At 53.6% G+C, this 18,075-nt stretch carries 15 protein-coding genes; 5 read left to right on the forward strand and 10 right to left on the reverse strand.

The features are described from left to right. Nucleotides 1-33: 33 nt before the first annotated feature. Nucleotides 34-1,401: a hypothetical protein gene (locus GOV90_RS09695; protein ID WP_171105848.1), complete on the reverse strand. Its 1,368-nt coding sequence runs from the start codon at nt 1,399-1,401 to the stop codon at nt 34-36. Nucleotides 1,402-1,793: 392 nt separating this feature from the next. Here GOV90_RS09695 and GOV90_RS09700 point away from each other — a divergent pair, with 392 nt between their 5' ends. The 3 genes from GOV90_RS09700 to GOV90_RS09710 all read left to right on the forward strand — a co-directional run bounded on the left by GOV90_RS09700 (nt 1,794) and on the right by GOV90_RS09710 (nt 5,623). Further along, nucleotides 1,794-3,056 carry a DUF3179 domain-containing (seleno)protein gene (locus GOV90_RS09700; protein ID WP_171095636.1) on the forward strand — a complete coding sequence of 421 codons (1,263 nt, stop codon included), beginning with the start codon at nt 1,794-1,796 and terminating at the stop codon, nt 3,054-3,056. A gap of 11 nt (nt 3,057-3,067) precedes the next feature. Further along, nucleotides 3,068-4,735: a sulfatase-like hydrolase/transferase gene (locus tag GOV90_RS09705; RefSeq protein ID WP_171095693.1), complete on the forward strand. Its 1,668-nt coding sequence runs from the start codon at nt 3,068-3,070 to the stop codon at nt 4,733-4,735. Between the two features lie 69 nt (nt 4,736-4,804). Next, nucleotides 4,805-5,623 carry a hypothetical protein gene (locus GOV90_RS09710; RefSeq protein ID WP_171095638.1) on the forward strand — a complete coding sequence of 273 codons (819 nt, stop codon included), beginning with the start codon at nt 4,805-4,807 and terminating at the stop codon, nt 5,621-5,623. 91 nt (nt 5,624-5,714) lie between these two features. Here the strand turns inward: GOV90_RS09710 and GOV90_RS09715 are convergent, their stop codons facing one another. After that, nucleotides 5,715-6,089 (reverse strand): YkgJ family cysteine cluster protein, encoded by a 375-nt coding sequence (locus GOV90_RS09715; protein WP_171095640.1) that lies wholly within the window; start codon nt 6,087-6,089, stop codon nt 5,715-5,717. 159 nt (nt 6,090-6,248) lie between these two features. On the opposite strand from GOV90_RS09715, the gene GOV90_RS09720 reads away from it, so the two are divergent. Then, nucleotides 6,249-6,461 carry a hypothetical protein gene (locus GOV90_RS09720; RefSeq protein WP_171105850.1) on the forward strand — a complete coding sequence of 71 codons (213 nt, stop codon included), beginning with the start codon at nt 6,249-6,251 and terminating at the stop codon, nt 6,459-6,461. A gap of 6 nt (nt 6,462-6,467) precedes the next feature. Here the strand turns inward: GOV90_RS09720 and GOV90_RS09725 are convergent, their stop codons facing one another. The 5 genes from GOV90_RS09725 to comD all read right to left on the reverse strand — a co-directional run bounded on the left by GOV90_RS09725 (nt 6,468) and on the right by comD (nt 13,468). Further along, complete coding sequence (locus tag GOV90_RS09725) at nt 6,468-7,598, reverse strand: hypothetical protein (protein ID WP_171095644.1); 1,131 nt, start codon at nt 7,596-7,598, stop codon at nt 6,468-6,470. After that, complete coding sequence (locus GOV90_RS09730; protein WP_171105852.1) at nt 7,588-10,932, reverse strand: adenylate/guanylate cyclase domain-containing protein; 3,345 nt, start codon at nt 10,930-10,932, stop codon at nt 7,588-7,590. Before GOV90_RS09730 ends, GOV90_RS09725 begins: the two co-directional genes overlap by 11 nt. 322 nt (nt 10,933-11,254) lie before the next feature. Further along, nucleotides 11,255-12,400 (reverse strand): alpha-hydroxy acid oxidase, encoded by a 1,146-nt coding sequence (locus GOV90_RS09735; RefSeq protein ID WP_371732517.1) that lies wholly within the window; start codon nt 12,398-12,400, stop codon nt 11,255-11,257. Between the two features lie 10 nt (nt 12,401-12,410). Beyond that, complete coding sequence (gene comE, locus GOV90_RS09740) at nt 12,411-12,965, reverse strand: sulfopyruvate decarboxylase subunit beta (protein WP_171095648.1); 555 nt, start codon at nt 12,963-12,965, stop codon at nt 12,411-12,413. After that, nucleotides 12,962-13,468 (reverse strand): sulfopyruvate decarboxylase subunit alpha, encoded by a 507-nt coding sequence (comD, locus tag GOV90_RS09745; RefSeq protein ID WP_171095649.1) that lies wholly within the window; start codon nt 13,466-13,468, stop codon nt 12,962-12,964. Before comD ends, comE begins: the two co-directional genes overlap by 4 nt. 124 nt (nt 13,469-13,592) lie before the next feature. Between comD and GOV90_RS09750 the strand changes: the two genes are divergently transcribed. Further along, entirely contained in the window at nt 13,593-14,486 is an 894-nt protein-coding gene (locus GOV90_RS09750; protein WP_171095651.1) for a LysR family transcriptional regulator, read from the forward strand. An 11-nt stretch (nt 14,487-14,497) separates the two neighbouring features. Here the strand turns inward: GOV90_RS09750 and GOV90_RS09755 are convergent, their stop codons facing one another. The 3 genes from GOV90_RS09755 to GOV90_RS09765 form a co-directional block, all read right to left on the reverse strand. After that, complete coding sequence (locus GOV90_RS09755) at nt 14,498-15,775, reverse strand: MFS transporter (protein ID WP_171095653.1); 1,278 nt, start codon at nt 15,773-15,775, stop codon at nt 14,498-14,500. A 122-nt stretch (nt 15,776-15,897) separates the two neighbouring features. Then, nucleotides 15,898-17,241, reverse strand: coding sequence for an MmgE/PrpD family protein (locus tag GOV90_RS09760; protein WP_171095655.1), 1,344 nt, complete (start codon nt 17,239-17,241; stop codon nt 15,898-15,900). A 137-nt stretch (nt 17,242-17,378) separates the two neighbouring features. Continuing rightward, a complete protein-coding gene (locus tag GOV90_RS09765) occupies nt 17,379-17,981 on the reverse strand; it encodes a helix-turn-helix domain-containing protein (RefSeq protein WP_171095657.1) in 603 nt (200 codons plus the stop codon). Nucleotides 17,982-18,075: the final 94 nt, after the last annotated feature.

Consider the following 18,075-nt stretch of genomic DNA (forward strand, 5'->3'; position numbering starts at 1 on the left):
AGCACAAAACGTGCATGAGTGGCCACGCAATGCCTAAATCTCGTTCAGAGCGCTGATTATGTCTTCGGCATGTGACGGATCGGCGAACAGGGCCCGAAGCAAAGCGCTCAGGGGGTAGTTGGGCCAAGCCTCATCCAAGAGAAGAATTGTTGCCTTTGCCCGGTCGTGCTCTCCCAACCTTTGATAGGCTGCAGCAAGGTAACCGATCGAGATGGCACTGACCGGGTCGCCCAACCTGATCGATCTGTTGAATTGGTCGACGCAGCCCTGATAATCTCCCAAATGAAAATTCGATGATGCCAGCACGCTTCGATATGGGAATCTGCGATTGGTGGTGTCGTAGTTTTGCGCGCGTTTGGCGGACCTGGTAGCACGTTCAAAATCTCCACCAAACAACGCAAACAAAGCGTCAAAGTTAATAACATGGATGTCATCAGGCGCGAGGCGGATCGCACGGTTCGAATGGGCCATCGTCGCTTCGAAGTCGCGCTTGGCAAAAGAGACAAGAGCCAGCGCCGAGTGGCTCCAGCCTTCACCGGGTGCGAGCTGTACAGCTTTATCGGCATGCGCCTCTGCTTGAAGCAGAAAATCGCGCTTCTCTGCTCCGGTCGGAGTGGTAATTGCCAGGATTCCTAACGATTGTGCCGAGCCCGCGTAGCCACCAAAATACGAGTTGTCCAACGCAATGGCACGCTCAAACATACCGCTCACAGCTTGCAATCGGGCACGATCCAGAACTGGAAACATCAAAGGACGCGCTTCGTCCGCCAGATTCATCGCCTGCAGCTTGGTGGGATTGGTGGAAAAAAGCGCTTCCCGGACAGCTTGTTGTTTTCTCGCGGCTTCGGATGGGTCTGAGACGCTCGTGGATTGCTGAGGATTGAATTGAAGGTACAATCCGGTCGCGCATAACAGCAGAACGCCCATCAGTGCAGCACTGCGCAACCAATTGCGACGTGTCCAAGGCGTGCTGTTTTCATGTTTGGCCGAAATCACCTCAAACCGGGGTACATATCCTCCGGGATCCACGTGAATGCGCAAACACTCATCCTTGCCGGAATTCGAGTAATAGTTTGCCAGTCGCCGCCGCATGCGACCGGCATCTACGCGCACCACGGCCATTGGATCGCCGCGCCCACCCAATGATCTGCCGTAGACATCCTCGGCAATCGACTTGGCCCGGATGTTGTCCCCGTGCCCAGCCAAAAGAGTTTCAACGACATATCGTAGAAAAGACTGTAACCGCTCAGCCCCTTCAAATTCCGGGCTGTTCAATATGGCGTCCAGTGCCTGCCGGATCTCAGGATCCGTCAGGTTTTTCGGAATCCGATCACGGCCCGATTCTGAGTGTAACCCCCTAGATGTCACCACATCAGCCGCTTTCACGCTTTTCGTAAGCATCTGAAAATAAACATGTTACGACGTAACATACGTTAAGATACCTGAATATGTAAATGAATTTCGACGATACTTAACCGGAAAGGAGGGGGAATAGCCTTTTCGCTGAGGCCTAAGCGAGTTCAGGTACCTTGGGGATCGACATGGTTTCATTGACATTAGTGTTTCCGGAACAAACGAACGAAATCGGCCGGCTACGCAGTTCGGATACAGTGTTTGCACAGATCTGTGCTGACTATGAAAGCTTGACAGCGCTGCTGCCCTGCGATGCCAGCGATCCGACCTACACAGATTTAACTGATAGCCTTCGGGGGCTTGAGGACGAAATTCGGCTTTACCTCGCGTCCAAATCAAATTCCTCCGAAGGCTAACAAACCGCAGGAAAGGTGGTCCAAGTGTTGGCTAACTTGTTGTTTTATTTGGGTCTGGTCGTATCGTTGTCTATCGGCTTCATGTATTTCCGCGACCTGGGGGATATCAGCCAGATGGTGTTGAAGGTGAAGCGGAACAATATGATCCGGTTCATTCGAAACGAAAACACTTATATCGCAGTTGGTGTTGGCGGGTTGGCTTTGATGCTGTTGGGTCATCTGATGGGCGGCGGCCCGGGTTGGTTGTTTTTCCTCGGCGCGCCTGCCGTAACGCTTCTTATAGTCTTCCTGTTCGTTTTCCCCTGGATATGGGTACACGTTGGTCTGCGAAACCAGCAAGACAGCGCACGTTACTTCCCTATCTCGGAAGCAAAGCAATTCATAAACCCTTCAGCAAGCGTTCTTGTGATCGAGAACAACGGACATGCCCGCGCCCATTCCGATGCGCAGTTGATGCGCCCGCATTTGGCAGGAAATTCTGAGGGGCTGGGTGGCGACGATATTGTGATGACATACTGCGCCATGGCCAATCTGGGTCTGGCTTACAAACCGCAGATCAATGGCAAACGGCTTGATCTTGAAGTCATGGCCCAACATGGCAACAACCTGATCCTGCGGGACAACACGACAGGCGAGCCCATTCAGCAGATTTACGGCCGTTTTGACAATGATCCGTCCGATCAATCTGCTATGCAGCCCTGGCCTACCTTTCGGATGAGTTTTCGAGGCTTCCAAAAGGCATATCCAGATGGCGAAGTGTTTTTGAACAAACCCTCTTCAAACCCTTTCTTGCGGCTGTTCGATCTGTTCACCGAGACTGTTTTCGCCTCGGGGATTGCGAAGCAACATCAAGAGTCAGCGCCGGTCATGGATAACATGAGCCATAGTGATGACCGGTTGCCCAACAAAACCTATGTTTGGGGCGTTACAATAGCTGACGATGCTGTCTGCTGGACCGATGACTTCATTGCTGAGCATCAAGGGTTGATCAATGCAAACGTGGGCGGCCGAGATGTCGTGGTTGCCTATGACCCGGTCTATGAAAGCGTGGGTGTCTGGTACAATGACGGCGGCGCTCCGATAACGAAAATTGATTTCTTCGGCAATTCAAATCACGGAAAGCTCAGCCGTGTCGAAACCCTGAGATCGGGGATGTTCTGGCATGTCTGGGTCGAGTTCTTTCCGGCTACAGACATCAACCGCGTAGGGACTGAAGCATTGGACGCAGCCCAAATTCAGAAGCCTCCAGTATCCGAACCCGAAACAGAACCGAAACAAAGCCAATGAGTGGAGGCGACATGAGACAAGTGGTTTGTCTATCAGCGAGCATATGTATCGCAGCTCAAATGTTAACGGCGCAGGAGGCGCCGATCATTCACGACGCCGAGTATTACATACTGCAAGCCCAACACGCCGAAAAATGGGCCGAGGATGATGCTGCGGTTGACGCGCTGCTTTCCGAGTTTCGGGAGCGCAATAATGGCAATCCGCCAAACATCCTTTCCATCCTGATTGATGATCTTGGTTTCGGGGATATGGGTATACCGGAACTCAACGCAGTACGAGGCATTGAAACTCCGAACATCAATCAATTCTCGGACGAAGGTATGCGGATGGTGCGAATGTACACCGAACCATCCTGTACTCCGACACGGGTTGCTCAAATGACTGGGCGTCTTCCAGTACGCATGGGAATGGGCAACACGACTGTGGATATAGCCGGCTTCGGTCTTCCAGGAAAGGAAGTCACTCTTGCTGAGGTTCTTAAAGAAGCTGGCTATGCCACCAGCCATGTAGGTAAATGGCACATGGGTGACATCGCTGAGAGCTGGGCGATGAACCAGGGTTTCGATTACGCACAACATGCGATCCACCAACAAGGTCAGCTTACGATTTTCAACGACGATGCCATTCGCGAGCAAGTCTCAGTCGGTATCGGAGATTTTGTACCTGATTACGTGCTCGACGAGTGGTTCCGCCCAGACGCTTCAGCAATGATGACCGTCATCGAAGGCGAGGCAGGTGGACCAATCATGGAGATTCGAATGCAACCAGGCGAGCGTTGGGGCGCATTGAAATACGATGAGATGAACCAAGCGTATCAAGACAAAACGATAGAAGAGCTAAGACGTCTTGCTACCGGTGAGCAACCATTCTTCCTTCAATACTGGCCGATGATCCCACTACATAACACGCGTACTGGACGAACTGGGCCAGAGTCACCCAATGGGGGCCTCTACGCCGATAAGCTCCAGTTGCTCGATGAATACCTCGGGGAAATCTTCGCCGAAATGGAAAATCTGGACGTCGCGAATAACACTGTGGTTGTTGTCATGGGTGACAACGGACATTTCACCAAATACTCACCTCAATCCGGCTTCACACCGATGATCTACAAAGGTGGCAAAGGCGACACCACCGAAGGCGGGGTTCGAGTTGACGCCTTTATTCGCTGGCCTGGTGTTATCGGCCCAGATTCAATGGTTAACAACATCTTTCACGTCTCCGATCTCTATACGACACTGTCACGTATCGCTGGCGCAGATGGGTTCATCCCGCGCGATCGGCTGGTAGATGGCGTCGATCAGTCAGCATCGATTTTGTTCGCTGATGAATCCAAAGGTCGCCGAGACTCGTTGATCGTGTATAACATTGATAAACCCGGAGCGATCATTAAGGATAAATTCCGAATGAACCTGCCGAAGGACCTAACAAACGGTATTTTGGCAGACTTCATAGACATTTATCGCGACACTCACGAAAAGTACCCTGTCTCGACTGAAGTCGGTGCTTGGGGAGGTCAGGAATTCGTTCGAATTCTCGCTCGTCACCAAGCCCGGAAGGAAAAATTCCCTGACGAGAAGCCCGCGTTCGGCATCCCTTACGAGGGGATTGAAAACATTCGCCCTGAAACCGCCGCGGCAGTTGAGGCATTCAAAATCAAGCAATCCTCGGTAAGCAAATGAGGTGCGTTTTGCCCAAGCATCGCCAGCGCAGCCTGTTCCTGTGGAAGTGAAAAGCTAGGAGATCGGTAAATGAACTTAAATACACCTGCTTGCGCCGTCGGCGCGATAACTCTGTCCTATCTGCTTGCTTTTGGCGCGTCTGCTCAATCGCTTCCCGCGCCGGGGCAAGATGACGAAGGCTGGCGGCATACCCTTGGATTTTACTTATTCACACCACTCAGAACCACAGGAACGTCCACGGTTGCAGGTCTTTCGGCTGATCTTGATCTTGATCTGGGCGACGTCTTGGAAGTTCTCGATTTCGCGGCCGCCGGGCGTTACGAAGCCTGGAATGGTGACCTGGGGATTATCGTTGATGCCAACTATGTGGGAATAGAAGAGGACGCGACGCTGCCAGGGCCGCTCGGGTCGTCGGTGAATGTGGATGTACGGCAAAAATGGTTTGCGGTCTTAGGCGCTTATCGAATTGCAGACGGCACCTATGGCACCGCCAATCAACGCTATACTGTCGATCTTCAGGGTGGCATTCGATACAACTCGATCCGGCAAGAGATCGACATCACAACACCAGGGCCAACCACTCCACCTGTATTGGGAGGGGATCAAGGCTGGGTCGAACCGGTCATCGGTGCGCGCGGCATGTGGCGATTGAACGAACGATGGACGGCAGTTACGTCAATCGACCTTGGTGGTTTCGGGGCTGGGGGAAACGATCTTCAGATCGGTGCAAATGTCGGTTTCGATTATCAACCCTGGGACAGAACATCGATCATATTTGGGTATCGCTATTTCAGCGTTGACTACAGTGACACACTGAGCACGGGTGCGTTTGCCTATGATGTGACCCAACACGGGCCTTACTTTGGATTAAAGTACTTCTTCAATTGAGTGTCTTTACGAAGCAATTCTGACCTATCGTGGCCAAGCCCGATCTGCTCGGGCTGGGTTCAGAGATACTTTGCTCTTTGTCAGTCGCCTTTCAGGTAGACGGGATATGATCTTCGTCACTGTGCAGATTTCTTTCAAATGACAGAAAGTCATAGTACCCGCACTGATCGCCATGTGGGTATGCGCGGCAAGCCTTGGGCCGCGCGTCGTATACTGTGCAGACGCGCAGGTCCTGGTCGAAGAACACGCAAATTTTTTTGTAAACGCGATCAACTTTGTGCTTAAGCTTCAACGGATATTGGCTGCGCCCACTGAACATTCCAAACTTGGTGTATTTTGAGATCAGTTTCTCTTCCGAGATGTCCAAATGCGAACACAGCCTGGTGACGTCGGGGGCGAGCAGGTCGATTTCATCGTAGGTGCAACAAAACCCGGGGCATTTGCTGCAATCGTAGTTGGCTGCCATTTTTACCCCTTAAAGTTTGCTGTTTGGTCTCTGCCTCTGGCAGAGAAATATTGAATATCGGCATGCGTTCAGAACGTTGACTGGGCATCTGGGATAGAAACTAAAACCTTGACCGATTGGATGCGCAAGCTCATTCTCCTGATCAGAAAGGGAGATACCATGAGTGATTTAACTGTATTTGTACAAGAAGCTGATTTGAATGAACTGCCCATTGCCCATCTCAACAAGATTGAAGAAATTCTTTTGCGTTCGCAGGATAGCGCTGTGCAGCAACTGGAAAACATCACAACAGCGATCAAGCTGATCAATGACAACCGCCAAAGACGCGATGGCGGTGGTGGTGTTAAGAAAAACCCGAACAACAAAGGCTGATCCCGGTCAAGATGTCTGAGCGGTAGCTTTGCGCAGCAAGTCCGCCGCTCGTGCAAAATTTGGTCGATCACGTAGCAGGGTGGCTACAACAGGATCTGACCAATCAATATGGTCAAGGGCCGCGGCAATTTCTGCGATGCCATAGTCCTGCTGATTTGCGCCACCTGAATGCAAAACGGTCTTTAGGGAAGACATTCCAAACGTAAGCAAGTCGTCCGCGCGTTGCCCTTTTGGCCCGTCGGGCTCCGGGTCCCATAGCGAGCCATGAGACATCCAGCGGCGGGCTGTGTGCAATAGGTTGCTAAAGCCCACATAAAAGCTTCCAACGCCGATATAGTTCTCTAGCGTATAAACGCGATGTGTGAACTTTCCGGGCAAGAACAGGGTTTCACCAGGGCGGATGACGAACCAGCAGGCACTTTTCAGAGACAAAAAAGTCTCGGCATTGAACCGGGCGCGGGTTGTCACACCGATCCGCTCAACATCGTCCAGACCAGCTGCAAGCCCTTCATAAGTGTCCCATGCCAGCCACAATTTGCTTCCGATGCAGCAATGATTGCAAACCGCCATATCATCTGAATGAGAGTCGGTCAGCTTACCAGCTGTGCTGAACACAGCAGTCAGCATTTCCAATTCGCGAATGTTTTCGGAAGCACCGGACATGAGATTCCACGGTTGCAGGAAATCCACGTCAAAGAACTCGGAGAGCGCGCTGTCTCGAACCGGGAGGTCTGTGACGCCCATAATAACGCCAGACTGCCGCCAGCGTTGCAGGATTTCCGCGATACTCAGGTCCCGCTTTTCGTCACTTGTTCCCAATCGAACCGGATAGGGCTCTGAGGAAGTGCATTTACTCAACTGGGTCGCCAACTGCTCTGGTGTGCAGAATATGGCACCGTCGCTTTTACGCGCCATGGGCTGAGGGAAATCCCGGTAAAGCGCTGGGGCTTGTCTGGCCATGTGGTCGAACAGGTGCCGTTTTTGAAATGGAGCGGGCTTTAATTCCAGGTCCAACAGCCTTTGCCCAGATCCCTCGGGGAACCGAAGCGCGTTATCGATCTTCCTGAGCTTGCGGAAAAACGCCAGAACGTCCTCTTTCGATTGAGCGGTGTCTGCGCTCTGCCTTTCACGCAACATTCGGAGATCTCCCGCCTAACCGCTCAAGATGCTTCTGTGCTCTTTTCAGGTCCACTGTAGGGTTGCTTGTGTCGACTGCGGCCAGTGCCCGCTTGAGGAACACCAGATCGGGCCATCCCGGATCCTGGGTCGACGCGTGATCTGCCATGCTGAGCGCGGTTTTGAGCATGAGGCTTGAAGCCCCCTGTTCTTCCGCAAGTGTGAAGGCGTCAAGAAAGCACGAGCGCGCGCCATCACGGTCTTGGTTTGAACCCAGCAACAAAAGCTCTCCTTTGACGCGCTGCGCTTCGGGCGATAGCCAGGGTTGTTTGGTGATAATGTCGTCCACCAAGTCCAGCCCGGCGTTTTTCTCACCCGTTTCAAGATGAACCTTAGCTTCAAGCAACGTACAAAACCCTTGCTGCCAAGTATTTGACATAAGGGCCAGCCCGTCATCATGATGCCCTTTTTTCGCAAGTGCCCAGCCTTTCAGATTAAGGCTCCACTCGACAAAGAAAGGATAGTTGTGGCGTTTTGATTGTTCGATTATTTCGTCTGATACCTCAATCAGGGCATCATATTCAGAACTGAAATGCAGCAGGACTCCACGCATCGCCAGTGAGTACACAATGGATTGTTTATAAGCGATTTTCTTTGCCAGTTCCAGCGACCGATCCGCAAACTCAACGGCCTCTTTCGTGCGACCCATATACCAACGGTTGAACGACAAAAAGCACAAGCTTTCGACGCCGGGGTCCTCGCCGGTCTGGATGGACAGCGATTGAAAACGTGTGGGATCATAAATTTCGACAGATTTGGACAGATGTGTTTCAGCCTGTCGGTGATCACCCCGTAGTGTAGAGGTTACTCCACACAGGTTCCGGGCCACCAGTTTTGAGACTTCGTCATCTCGCTGCTTGGCAAAATCCAAACAAAGATCCGCAAGTTCCTGCGCGCGTGCATAGTCCGACCCAACCTGCGCTGAGTTCCACATTCCATAAAGAATTTCATGCAAACAGGTCTTGTCTTCACCGGAATTGGTAAGCTGCCAGGCGTCTTCATATGCCTGAACAGTTTCAGGTGCAGTATAGCCTTTTACGCTTGTCAGTGCTGCGCCATAGTTCGTAAGCAATTCGATTTTTTGACGTCTCTTTTCTTGATTTGACGGCTTGTTATCGATCAAAGCAAGCGCTTGCTCAAAGTGACTTATCGCTTCTGTCGTGGCCGAGTGTTCCATCGCGCGGCGCCCGGCCGCTTCCCAATACCTCAGCGCTTTTTCTGTGTTGTTTGCCCTGCCAAAGTGTTGGGCCAGAATTTCCGGAGAATTCTTGATTGACTCAGTGCTGGAGTTCTCAAGAACAAATCCAATGCGCGCATGCAATTCGCGCCGGGCCTTGCGTGTGAGGCCATCGTAAATGGCGTCTTGAACCAATGCGTGTTTGAACTTGAAAACACCGTCCACCGTGTCCGAAGCAGCAACCAACAGGCCAGCGTCGATCAAAACTGCTAGAATGCGGCGCGCTTCGTCGCGTTTTACTCTGGAGATCCTGGACAAAAGAAGCTCAGAGAACTCCCGGCCAATGACGGCGGCGCAGCCTACGAGTTTGCGTGCCTCGGGTGACCTGTCCAAACGTGAAAGCAATGAGTCGTACAGTGTTGCAGGGATCGTCACGTAGTCACGCTGACCGAAAGTGCCCTGCTTTACACCTGTGTCTGAAGCCATGTTGGCACAGACGGTCTTGGTCAGTTCCTCGAGAAAGAATGGAATACCGTCCGACTTATGCAGAATCTGCTGTTCCAGTTGCTCTGAGATGGGCATGCCCGGAGACCAGTTTCGAATGATCTGGATGCCCTGTGCGCGCGAGAGCCGATTGAGCCTCAGACTGGAAACGGATTTCTGGCGATTGATTTCACCGATTTCATCCTGCCGCGATGTAATGACCAGAAATGCCCTGTGGTTGGGAATTTCAGCAGCAAGCGCATGCAGAAGCTCCAAAGACGTGGGGTCTGCCCAATGCGCATCTTCAAAAAGGATGATCTTTGGTCGGCCATCATTTGAGTGCAGAAGAATCTTGACGAGGCACCTGATGCTCTCGGCTTTCTGCCTTTCGGTCGACATAGCCGCAGGCGCGTCCTTGTGGGTGTCGAAAAAAAGCATATTTGCGATCGTTTCACGATCCTGGTGATCCTGGATGCCTTTTTCGCTTAAGAATGCGTAGAGCTTACCCAGTTTCTTTTCGTCTGTATCGGCGTCGGTTATGTGCGCTTTCGTGGCTATGTAGTCCATCACAGGATGAAGGTAGCTGTTGGTGTAGTATGACCGACACTCCATCTGCACGGTTTCAGCGTTCACTGAGGCGCTCTGCGTCAGAAGAGCGGTTGTGATGGCTGACTTTCCGATCCCGGCTTCGCCGGAAACTATTGCGATTTGCCCGTCGCCTTCTACGGTTGTCGCCCACAAGTCATTCAGGATTCCAATTTCGTGGGCGCGGCCAATAATCTCACGAGGGAACTCTCTGCTGTGATGAGAGGGGCGTTCGCTGCTGCCAACAGTTCCCAACACTTCGTAGATTTTATGGGGCTCTTCAATTCCGCGCAGTGTTATTCCTTCGTGCAACTGAAAATTGAACCTCTGCCACGCCAAGGAGGCTGTGGTGGAACTTACAAAAACTGAATTCGGCTGCGCCGCACCCTGAAGTCGTGCTGCAAAGTTCGGCGTGAAGCCCAGGATATCAATATCTTCGGATTTTCCCGTTGTTTTCTTGTTCAGCAGAACCTTGCCAGTTGCGATGCCAACACGTACAGCCAACCTTCTGGAGATTTCAAGATTTGAGTCTTCACTGTATTTTTCAATTGCTTTGACAATATCCAGCCCGGCGTGAATTGCGCGTTCAGCGCCATCTTCGTAGGCATGCGGGTGGCCAAAAAAAGCCATCATCCCATCGCCAAGTCTAAAGGCTACAAACCCATCATAGCGTTCGACGGCAGCGGTCCACAGCGCCCGGCATTCCGAGATCGCCTCGCTCAGATCTTCCGAGTCGAACGTATTTGAAAGTGCCGTCCACCCCACCAAATCGCTGAAAAGGACCGTTATCTGCCGATGTTCCGTCATTGTTTCAGTGCTGGTGTCCAATCCGCGAACAGGTGCGTTGTCAGATTTGGTTTCAAATGACGCCCGATAATGCCGCCGGAACCGCAACCGGTCTCCAATTGGAATTCCAAGCTCAATAAAGTCGGCGTCCGTGAGCTCACCGATCATATCCGGTTCAATCGCGGCCTTTTTCATGATGTCGGCGTATTTCCCCAGCCCGGCTTGTTCCAGCCAACTGGACAGGGAGGGAACGATTGGTGACATCTTCAGACAAATCCTGTGCTTTGATTCAAATCCAGTTCTTCAGACGTTTATACGTCAGCAGCTTAGCCTAATTTGGCTAGTGGCAGTTAATGTTTCAGTAAATTGGTCTTCTTTGAATTGTGCTTTAGTACCGCTAATCGGTTGAGATATCTAGGCTCTTGTCTGACAATCTTTTGGATTGTTGCTTTGGCGCGGGTTAAAGCTGGTCAAGATTGCCGACGCGGAAACTTCTAAGACGGGACCTGATCGGCTGTTCGTATCACATCTTTCACTAGTATCGAGGAAGGCCCCGGTGCTGACCAGCACAACTCAGAAAAGGTAACTATGCCGCCGACCCATTTTGAGGCTTGTTCGAAAAGCCGAGGCTTTGTCCTAGGTGTGCGGGCAAGGGTGATGTGGCACCTATCTGGGCCAGTGTCAGGCTGGTTTCCTGTGATATCACATCCCACAATTCCCGCAGCCCTGCCTCGCCCTTCGCGGCAATTGCGTACAACAGGATACGACCCAAAAAGGTGAAATCAGCGCCCGAAGCCAGTACTTTCACGACGTCCTCGCCACTGCGCAAACCGCTGTCATAGAAAAGGGGAAAGTCCGGACCAACGGCCTGACGAATTTCAGGCAGCGCCAGAACCGGTGGAATGGCTGCGTCCAGTTGCCGTCCGCCATGGCTGGAAACTTGAATGGCATCTACCCCAGCCTGTTTAAGCCGCAGCGCGTCTTCGGCATCCAGGACACCTTTTACAACCAGCTTGCCTGCCCATCGGTCACGCAGGCGAGCGAGATAATCCCAATCTGCGCGGGCGCGAGATTCAGTACGGTCAAAAGCGCCTTCGGGGAAATTCGCCATTTGTGGTTTGCCACGGAAAAGAGTGCTTAGCGACCAGCGTGGATGCATGGCGAAATCGACAAATTGCCGTGCTCCGATCCGAAACGGCATCTTGAAGCCGTGACGCAACTCGCGCGGGCGACGGCCGACCTCGGGCACGTCCAACGTCAGAACCAATGTGCGATAGCCGGCCGTCTTGGCACGCTCCACAAGGTTCATGGCGCTGCTGCCATCGCCGCTGAAATACAGTTGGAACCACGCGTGGCCTTCAGCCACTTCGATGATCTTTTCTAACGGAGTCGATGCCACGGTCGAAACCCCATGCGGGATTTTGTAGTCGGCCGCCAGACGTGCCAGCATTAGGTCCGCCCCGGGCGCGGCCAGATTGCACATACCCATGGGAGAGATGCCAAACGGCCTAGCAGCGGCATGGTCAAAGACGGGAAGGTCCAGGCTTCGGTCGCTGACATCCACCAGCACCCGTGTACGCAGGCGAATGTCCTGCAAGGCGCGCCGGTTCAACTCCGCGCCGTGCTCTTCACCCGCGTTGCCATCCATATAATCAAACACCATCCAAGGCAGACGCCGGCGGGCGATCCGCCTGGCATCCGCGCTGGAATGGATCTGGCCGGACGGCAGCATGGTCGAGACCTCAGGCCTGAACAGCTTTCATGAAGCGGTCACGGATCACCACCGGGTCCATGGTAATGACGGGCATCTTGGCATTGCCGCTTTCGCATTTGGCCACGATGATGGTCATCTTGTCTCCGGCCAGCGCGTCTTCGACAGCCTGTTTTGTATCCTCGGCCAGGCATTCGACCACATTCTCGCAGCCGCAGGCCGAAGCGACCGCCGCCAATGAGGTTTTCTGCCCCGCATAGGTCGGCTGATCGCCGGTGGAGCCATATGATCCGTTATCAACGATTAGCAGGATGAAATTGTCTGCCACATTGTTCGCGATCGTGGGCAAAGTCCCGAAATTGGTCAGAACCGAGCCGTCTCCATCGATGGCAATCACCTTTTTGTCCTGCGCAAGCGCCAATCCCAAGCCGATGCTGGATGCCAAACCCATTGTGCCAAGCATGTAGAAATTGGTGGGCTGATCGTCGATGGCGTGCAGTTCCTGGCTGGGGATACCGATATTACAGACCACCAGCTGGTCGCGGATGACAGGAGCAATTTCTTTCAGAATCTCGGATCGGATCATTGGTCTCCGTAGCCTCCCCAGAAGGATGCGTCGGTCAGAATGGCGACCGGCTTGTTGCACATGAAGGTGTATTTCAGGATCGTATCCAGTTCGTCCGCGTCGCTTTCCTTATGGAAGTGATAGGTCGGGATGTTGAGCTGGGCCAGCAGCGCCTTGGTGTGCACCGCCATTTCAACCTGGCAAGCCACTGGCTCGCGCAGCTCGCCCCGGTATGAAATGAGCATCGGCAGCGGCATCCGGTAATACTGGATCAACGTAGCAAGCGTGTTGATCGTCACGCCGATCGCGGTGTTCTGCATGATAATGGCGGGTCGCTTGCCCCCCATCCAGGCCCCGGCGCACAGGCCCATGCCTTCGTCTTCTTTGTTTGAGGGGATGTGAAAGATCTCAGGGCGCGCTTCGACCTCGTCGATGACACCGGCCAACTGCTTGCAGGGTACGGTGGTCACGAAACTGATGTCATTGGCCACCAGATCATCAACGATTTTGCTGTGGATGGACATTGTCGGTTCCTCTGTTCACTGACATTCATATCGCGTAAAACATATGCTTTATTCAATTTAAATTTACTTTACCCTGAATAAAGAGATAGTTTAGTGCGATTTCTAACCATGAGCGAGTGGTTTCATGAGCATCACGCTGTACAAAACCCTGATTGCAATCGCTGAGACTGGCAGTTTTGCGGCCGCCGCCGACAAGGTCTATGTGTCTCAGGCGGCGGTTGGGCAGCAGATGAAGCGGCTTGAAGATCATTTGCAAATTACTTTGTTTGACCGAAGCGAACGCACCCCCAGGCTCAATCAAACCGGTTGGGCGCTGGTGCCCAAGGCAAAAGAGCTGGTGCGTGCCTATGACACTATCCTGGACGGCGTGGCTGGTGACGCTGCTTTTGGCGGTGAGTTCAATCTTGGAGCTGTGTCTTCGACCATCCGCAGATTGATTCCAACCACTGTCCGCCGCTTGTTGGAAACCTACCCAGAGCTTCGGGTTCACGTAACTTCGGCCTTGTCCGGAGATTTGCAGACTCAGGTTGAACGCGGCGTGATCGACGCGGCAGTATTGAGTTCGCCGGAAGCCCTGACTTCAGAACTGGAATGGCACCCCTTTGCGGATGAGGAACTGGTGCTGGTGACCTCTCCCGAGGTGACCGATACCGATCCGACGCGAATCCTTGCAGAGCAGCCTTTTGTGCGTCACGCCCGGGATGGGATGGTGGGTGTTCTGGCCGATACTTGGCTGGCCCGAAACGGAATCCGGGTGAGATACGCCATGGAAATGAAATCTTTGGAGGATCTCACAAGCATGGTGGCGCATAACTTGGGCGTTTCTATCGTGCCGAACCTGTGTATGCCCGATCCGGAATTCGGGCGGTTGCGAAAGATACCTTTGGACGGCAAACCCGTTTCCCGTGCGCTTGGTGTCTTGCTGCGTGCCGACAGTCCCAGAAAGCGACTAATCAACCTGTTTGTCGACGAAATCCGTACGTCTGTGGCGCAACGTCCGGCTGTGAAAAGAAATTAAGGTGTGGATTACTAGGTTTTTTCAACAGGGTCATCTATGCATGCATCTCCGTCAAAACCTGCCTCTTCTTCCTGAACCAAGGTTTCAGCTTGCAGGACACCGGGTTGTGCCGCGCCGATAATGCCCACAACTTGCACTTCACCAGTTTCAGATGGTGCGGCGACTTGAAAGCGTCGGATTAACGCAATCAGCGCAACAGAAAGCCCGATACTGGCCAAGAGCACCTGTAATCCGCGACCTCCGAACAATGATATGGCGTTTGGGCCCAACATGGTTCCGACCAATAGCCCAATGTTCAGCAGCAGAACCATGGTGCCGCTGGCGGGTACGATTTGGGACAATCGGAGTTGATCATTCGCATGAGCGGTCAGGATCGAATAGGTCGGGTACAATCCGATGGCGATCGCTACAAAGCCGTAAACAATATATGAGGGAGACGTGTTGACCGCCATCCATGCGCCAGACACAGCAACGATAACACCCAAGCCGATGACAACGTAGCGCCTGTCAGTGTGATCGGATATCCAGCCCACAGGGTATTGAACAACAGCACCGGCAATCAGTGCCGCCACCAAGGCACCTGAGGCCTGTGCAGCCGAAAACCCTTGTTGCAAGGCGTACAAAGGCAAGGTGATGTAATGTGCCGAGACGCCGATGCTGACCAGAACGATGCCAATTACAGCGATGGGCGAGACCTTGTACAACCGGGTCACAGGCATGCGTTCCGGAACCGTATAGTCTGGCGCTTTGTTGCCGGAAAGTAGCAGCGGTACGATAGACAAAGAAATAAGGATCGAGACGGTGCCGAACAGCAGATTGCCCGTCGGATCGGGAAAGCCAACAAGCGCGGTACCTAACGCAGGCCCTGCAAGCTGGATAATGAAGTAAAGCGACAGCACTTGCGCACGCGTGTTGTTTTCGGATTTGGCGTTCAGCCAGCTTTCGGTGATCACGTAGAGCCCTGGGTAACAGAACCCTCCCAAAAAGCGCATGACGCTCCAACTGATGGCGTCGCTGGTCAGCAAGTGTACGATTGCTGCGATGGACACCAAAGATGCAAGCGCTGAAAAGGCCCGAATATGCCCGACGTTTTCCACCAGACGCGGGGCCATGGCCGTTCCCGCAAGCGCGCCCAGCGGGTAACTGGCCTGCATGACAGAGATGGTAAAGTCGCTAAATCCAAGGCTTGCCCCGCGAATTGTAAGCAAGGTTGCCAGCAGGCCATTGGCTACCATCAGCATGAGCATCCCTAAGAACAGGGCCCAGTTTTCATTTAGTGCGCGTATCATGCCCCATGGCTAGTGCGAACCAGATTTGGAATATACCAATCCCGCGACATGCGGATGTCGCGACGAGCCAAAGACAAATCTTTCAGTTTAAATCCGGCACTTTGCCAGTCGTTCAGGAATGCTCAGACCGGAAGACAACAAAGATCCAACAGTCGTTTGAAGCCAGCACTGTCAAGCCAGTCGAATTGCAGCGCAAGTTCTGCGATTTCTTGCGCACGTTCCGCGCCAAGCACAGGGTCGGCAAGATCGTGGAATTTGGCTCGAATCTCAGCGTCGCTGAGGGGCATATCCGCGTCTCCGCGCGGCGTTCTGGGGGCATCCTGGATGCGGCGGCCGTCGTTCAACACCAAAGTGACTTGAGCCCATCGTTTGTCAGTGCTGATGCGGGTCATCTCGGGGTCGTCAATCAGCTCAATGGTGCGGCTGACGCGCAGGATGTCCGGGTCGCGCAGAGCTGCCGCGCTGAGCTCTTCGATCCCGACCTTGCCCCGCACAATCATTGCAGCCACCGGAAACGCGATCGCATAGGCGAATTCGTCCTGATTTGCGGGCTCATGCCCAGCCAGACGGGTGGCATAGTGGAAGGTGCGGATTTCGACGCGTTCAATCTGGGTATGAGACAGGTTGTGGTGTCGCATCATCTCTTTGACGGAATCGAGTGACGGATGTGCCCAGCGACAACAGGGATACGCTTTGTAATGCGTGTGATCGACCAACCGCCAGCCAGATCCCAGATCGGTCCAGAACGCGGCTGCGTCCTCGCCTTCACAGGTCAGGGCAGGGGCACCAGTAAAGCCTTCCATCGCAAGATAAGCCGCCGTTACACCAGACGGCGCGCCCCATCCAACCCCATCCCGCACCATGGTCGGATGATCAATGCAGCGCATCATCTGGCTGCGCGGGCCGTGGTATTCCCCAATGCCAGCTGCTTGGCGGATTTGCTCGGCTGTTCCTCCAAGTAACTTGACACCTGCTGCCGCAACGCCGACGGCAGTCCATGCCCCGGATGTGTGGTAGTCAGCGCAGGTCGCGTGCTGCGCCAACCCTGCGCGGTAGGAGAGTTCGTACGCGGTGGCCAGCACCTCGGCAAAGCGGCGACCGCTTATTTGTGGGGCGCTGGCTTGAGCCATAGCGATCAGGGCAGGAAAGATTGCTGATCCCGCATGACCCTTGCAGGGTGTTGTGCCGTCATGTGCGTCAATGCTGTCTACAGTGAACGCCCCGGCCATACCTGCGCCAACAGGGCTGACCGTCCGACCATCCATAAGCATTTGCGACTCTCCGGCCCCGCCTGTGCCAAAAATCAGCGGCGCAACGCGACGCGCGATACCTGACAGTTCTGTAGTGGACCCGACGGCTGCGACCCCCATCGTATCAAGAAATGATCTGCGCAGTGTCCACAGTGCTTCTTCGGGCAAATCATCGTAGTGCAGGCCAGCCGCGAACGCGTCAAATCTCTGGCTCATGGAATAATGTCCTCGCAAATTCAGCCCCCGGTGAAGCGACCATTATCCCGAGCGGGTCGAAAAACAAGACGTTCCGAATCTGATTTGGCGGTTACTGAGCTCGATTGGATAACTCAGATTCTTGGGCCACGGCGAGTTCAATCCAGAGATACCCAAAGAACCTTTGCGTCTTCCTTGCTGGTTGAAATACATCCATGTCCCATCCCACTGTCATAATACAGTGAATCCCCGGCCTTCATCGGCAGCGGCCGATAGTGTTCCGACAGAAAGATCAGCTCACCGCTTAGGACATACATGAACTCCTCGCCGGAATGGCGCACAAGCGGATCGAACTCGGACATATCTCGTGCCCGGATCGTCGCAATATAGGGCAACATGCGTTTGCTGGTCAGGTCTGAACACAGCAGTTCGTGCAGATAGGTCGCGGTTTCCCGGGTCTCGCCTTGACCTTTGGCCGTGAAATCGCGCCGGCCCGATATGCCGGATTGGCCTGTTTCCAAGAACAACTGTGGTGGGTTCATATCCAACGCCTGGGTCAGGCGGCGCACGATCTCGAAGCTGGGCTTGGTTTGGTTGTTTTCAATCTTTGACAAGGTGGAACGGCCGATTCCCGCTGCGCGCCCGGCCTCTTCCAAAGTCCAGCCTTTTTCCCGCCGTGCATCGCGAATGGACCGGCCCAACGCCGCGCCTTCGTCCTCTTCGTCTTGGACAGAACCTTCATTCCAATGGTCGTCGCCCATCAATTTCCTCCCGATTTATCGCAGGTTACAGATTCCCCCGTACACACGCAATATCACGAATATGAGAATTATGTTGCCAAGAAGAGCGAAATTC

It is taken from the genome of Ruegeria sp. HKCCA5929, assembly GCF_013034525.1.
Lineage (GTDB): Bacteria > Pseudomonadota > Alphaproteobacteria > Rhodobacterales > Rhodobacteraceae > Ruegeria.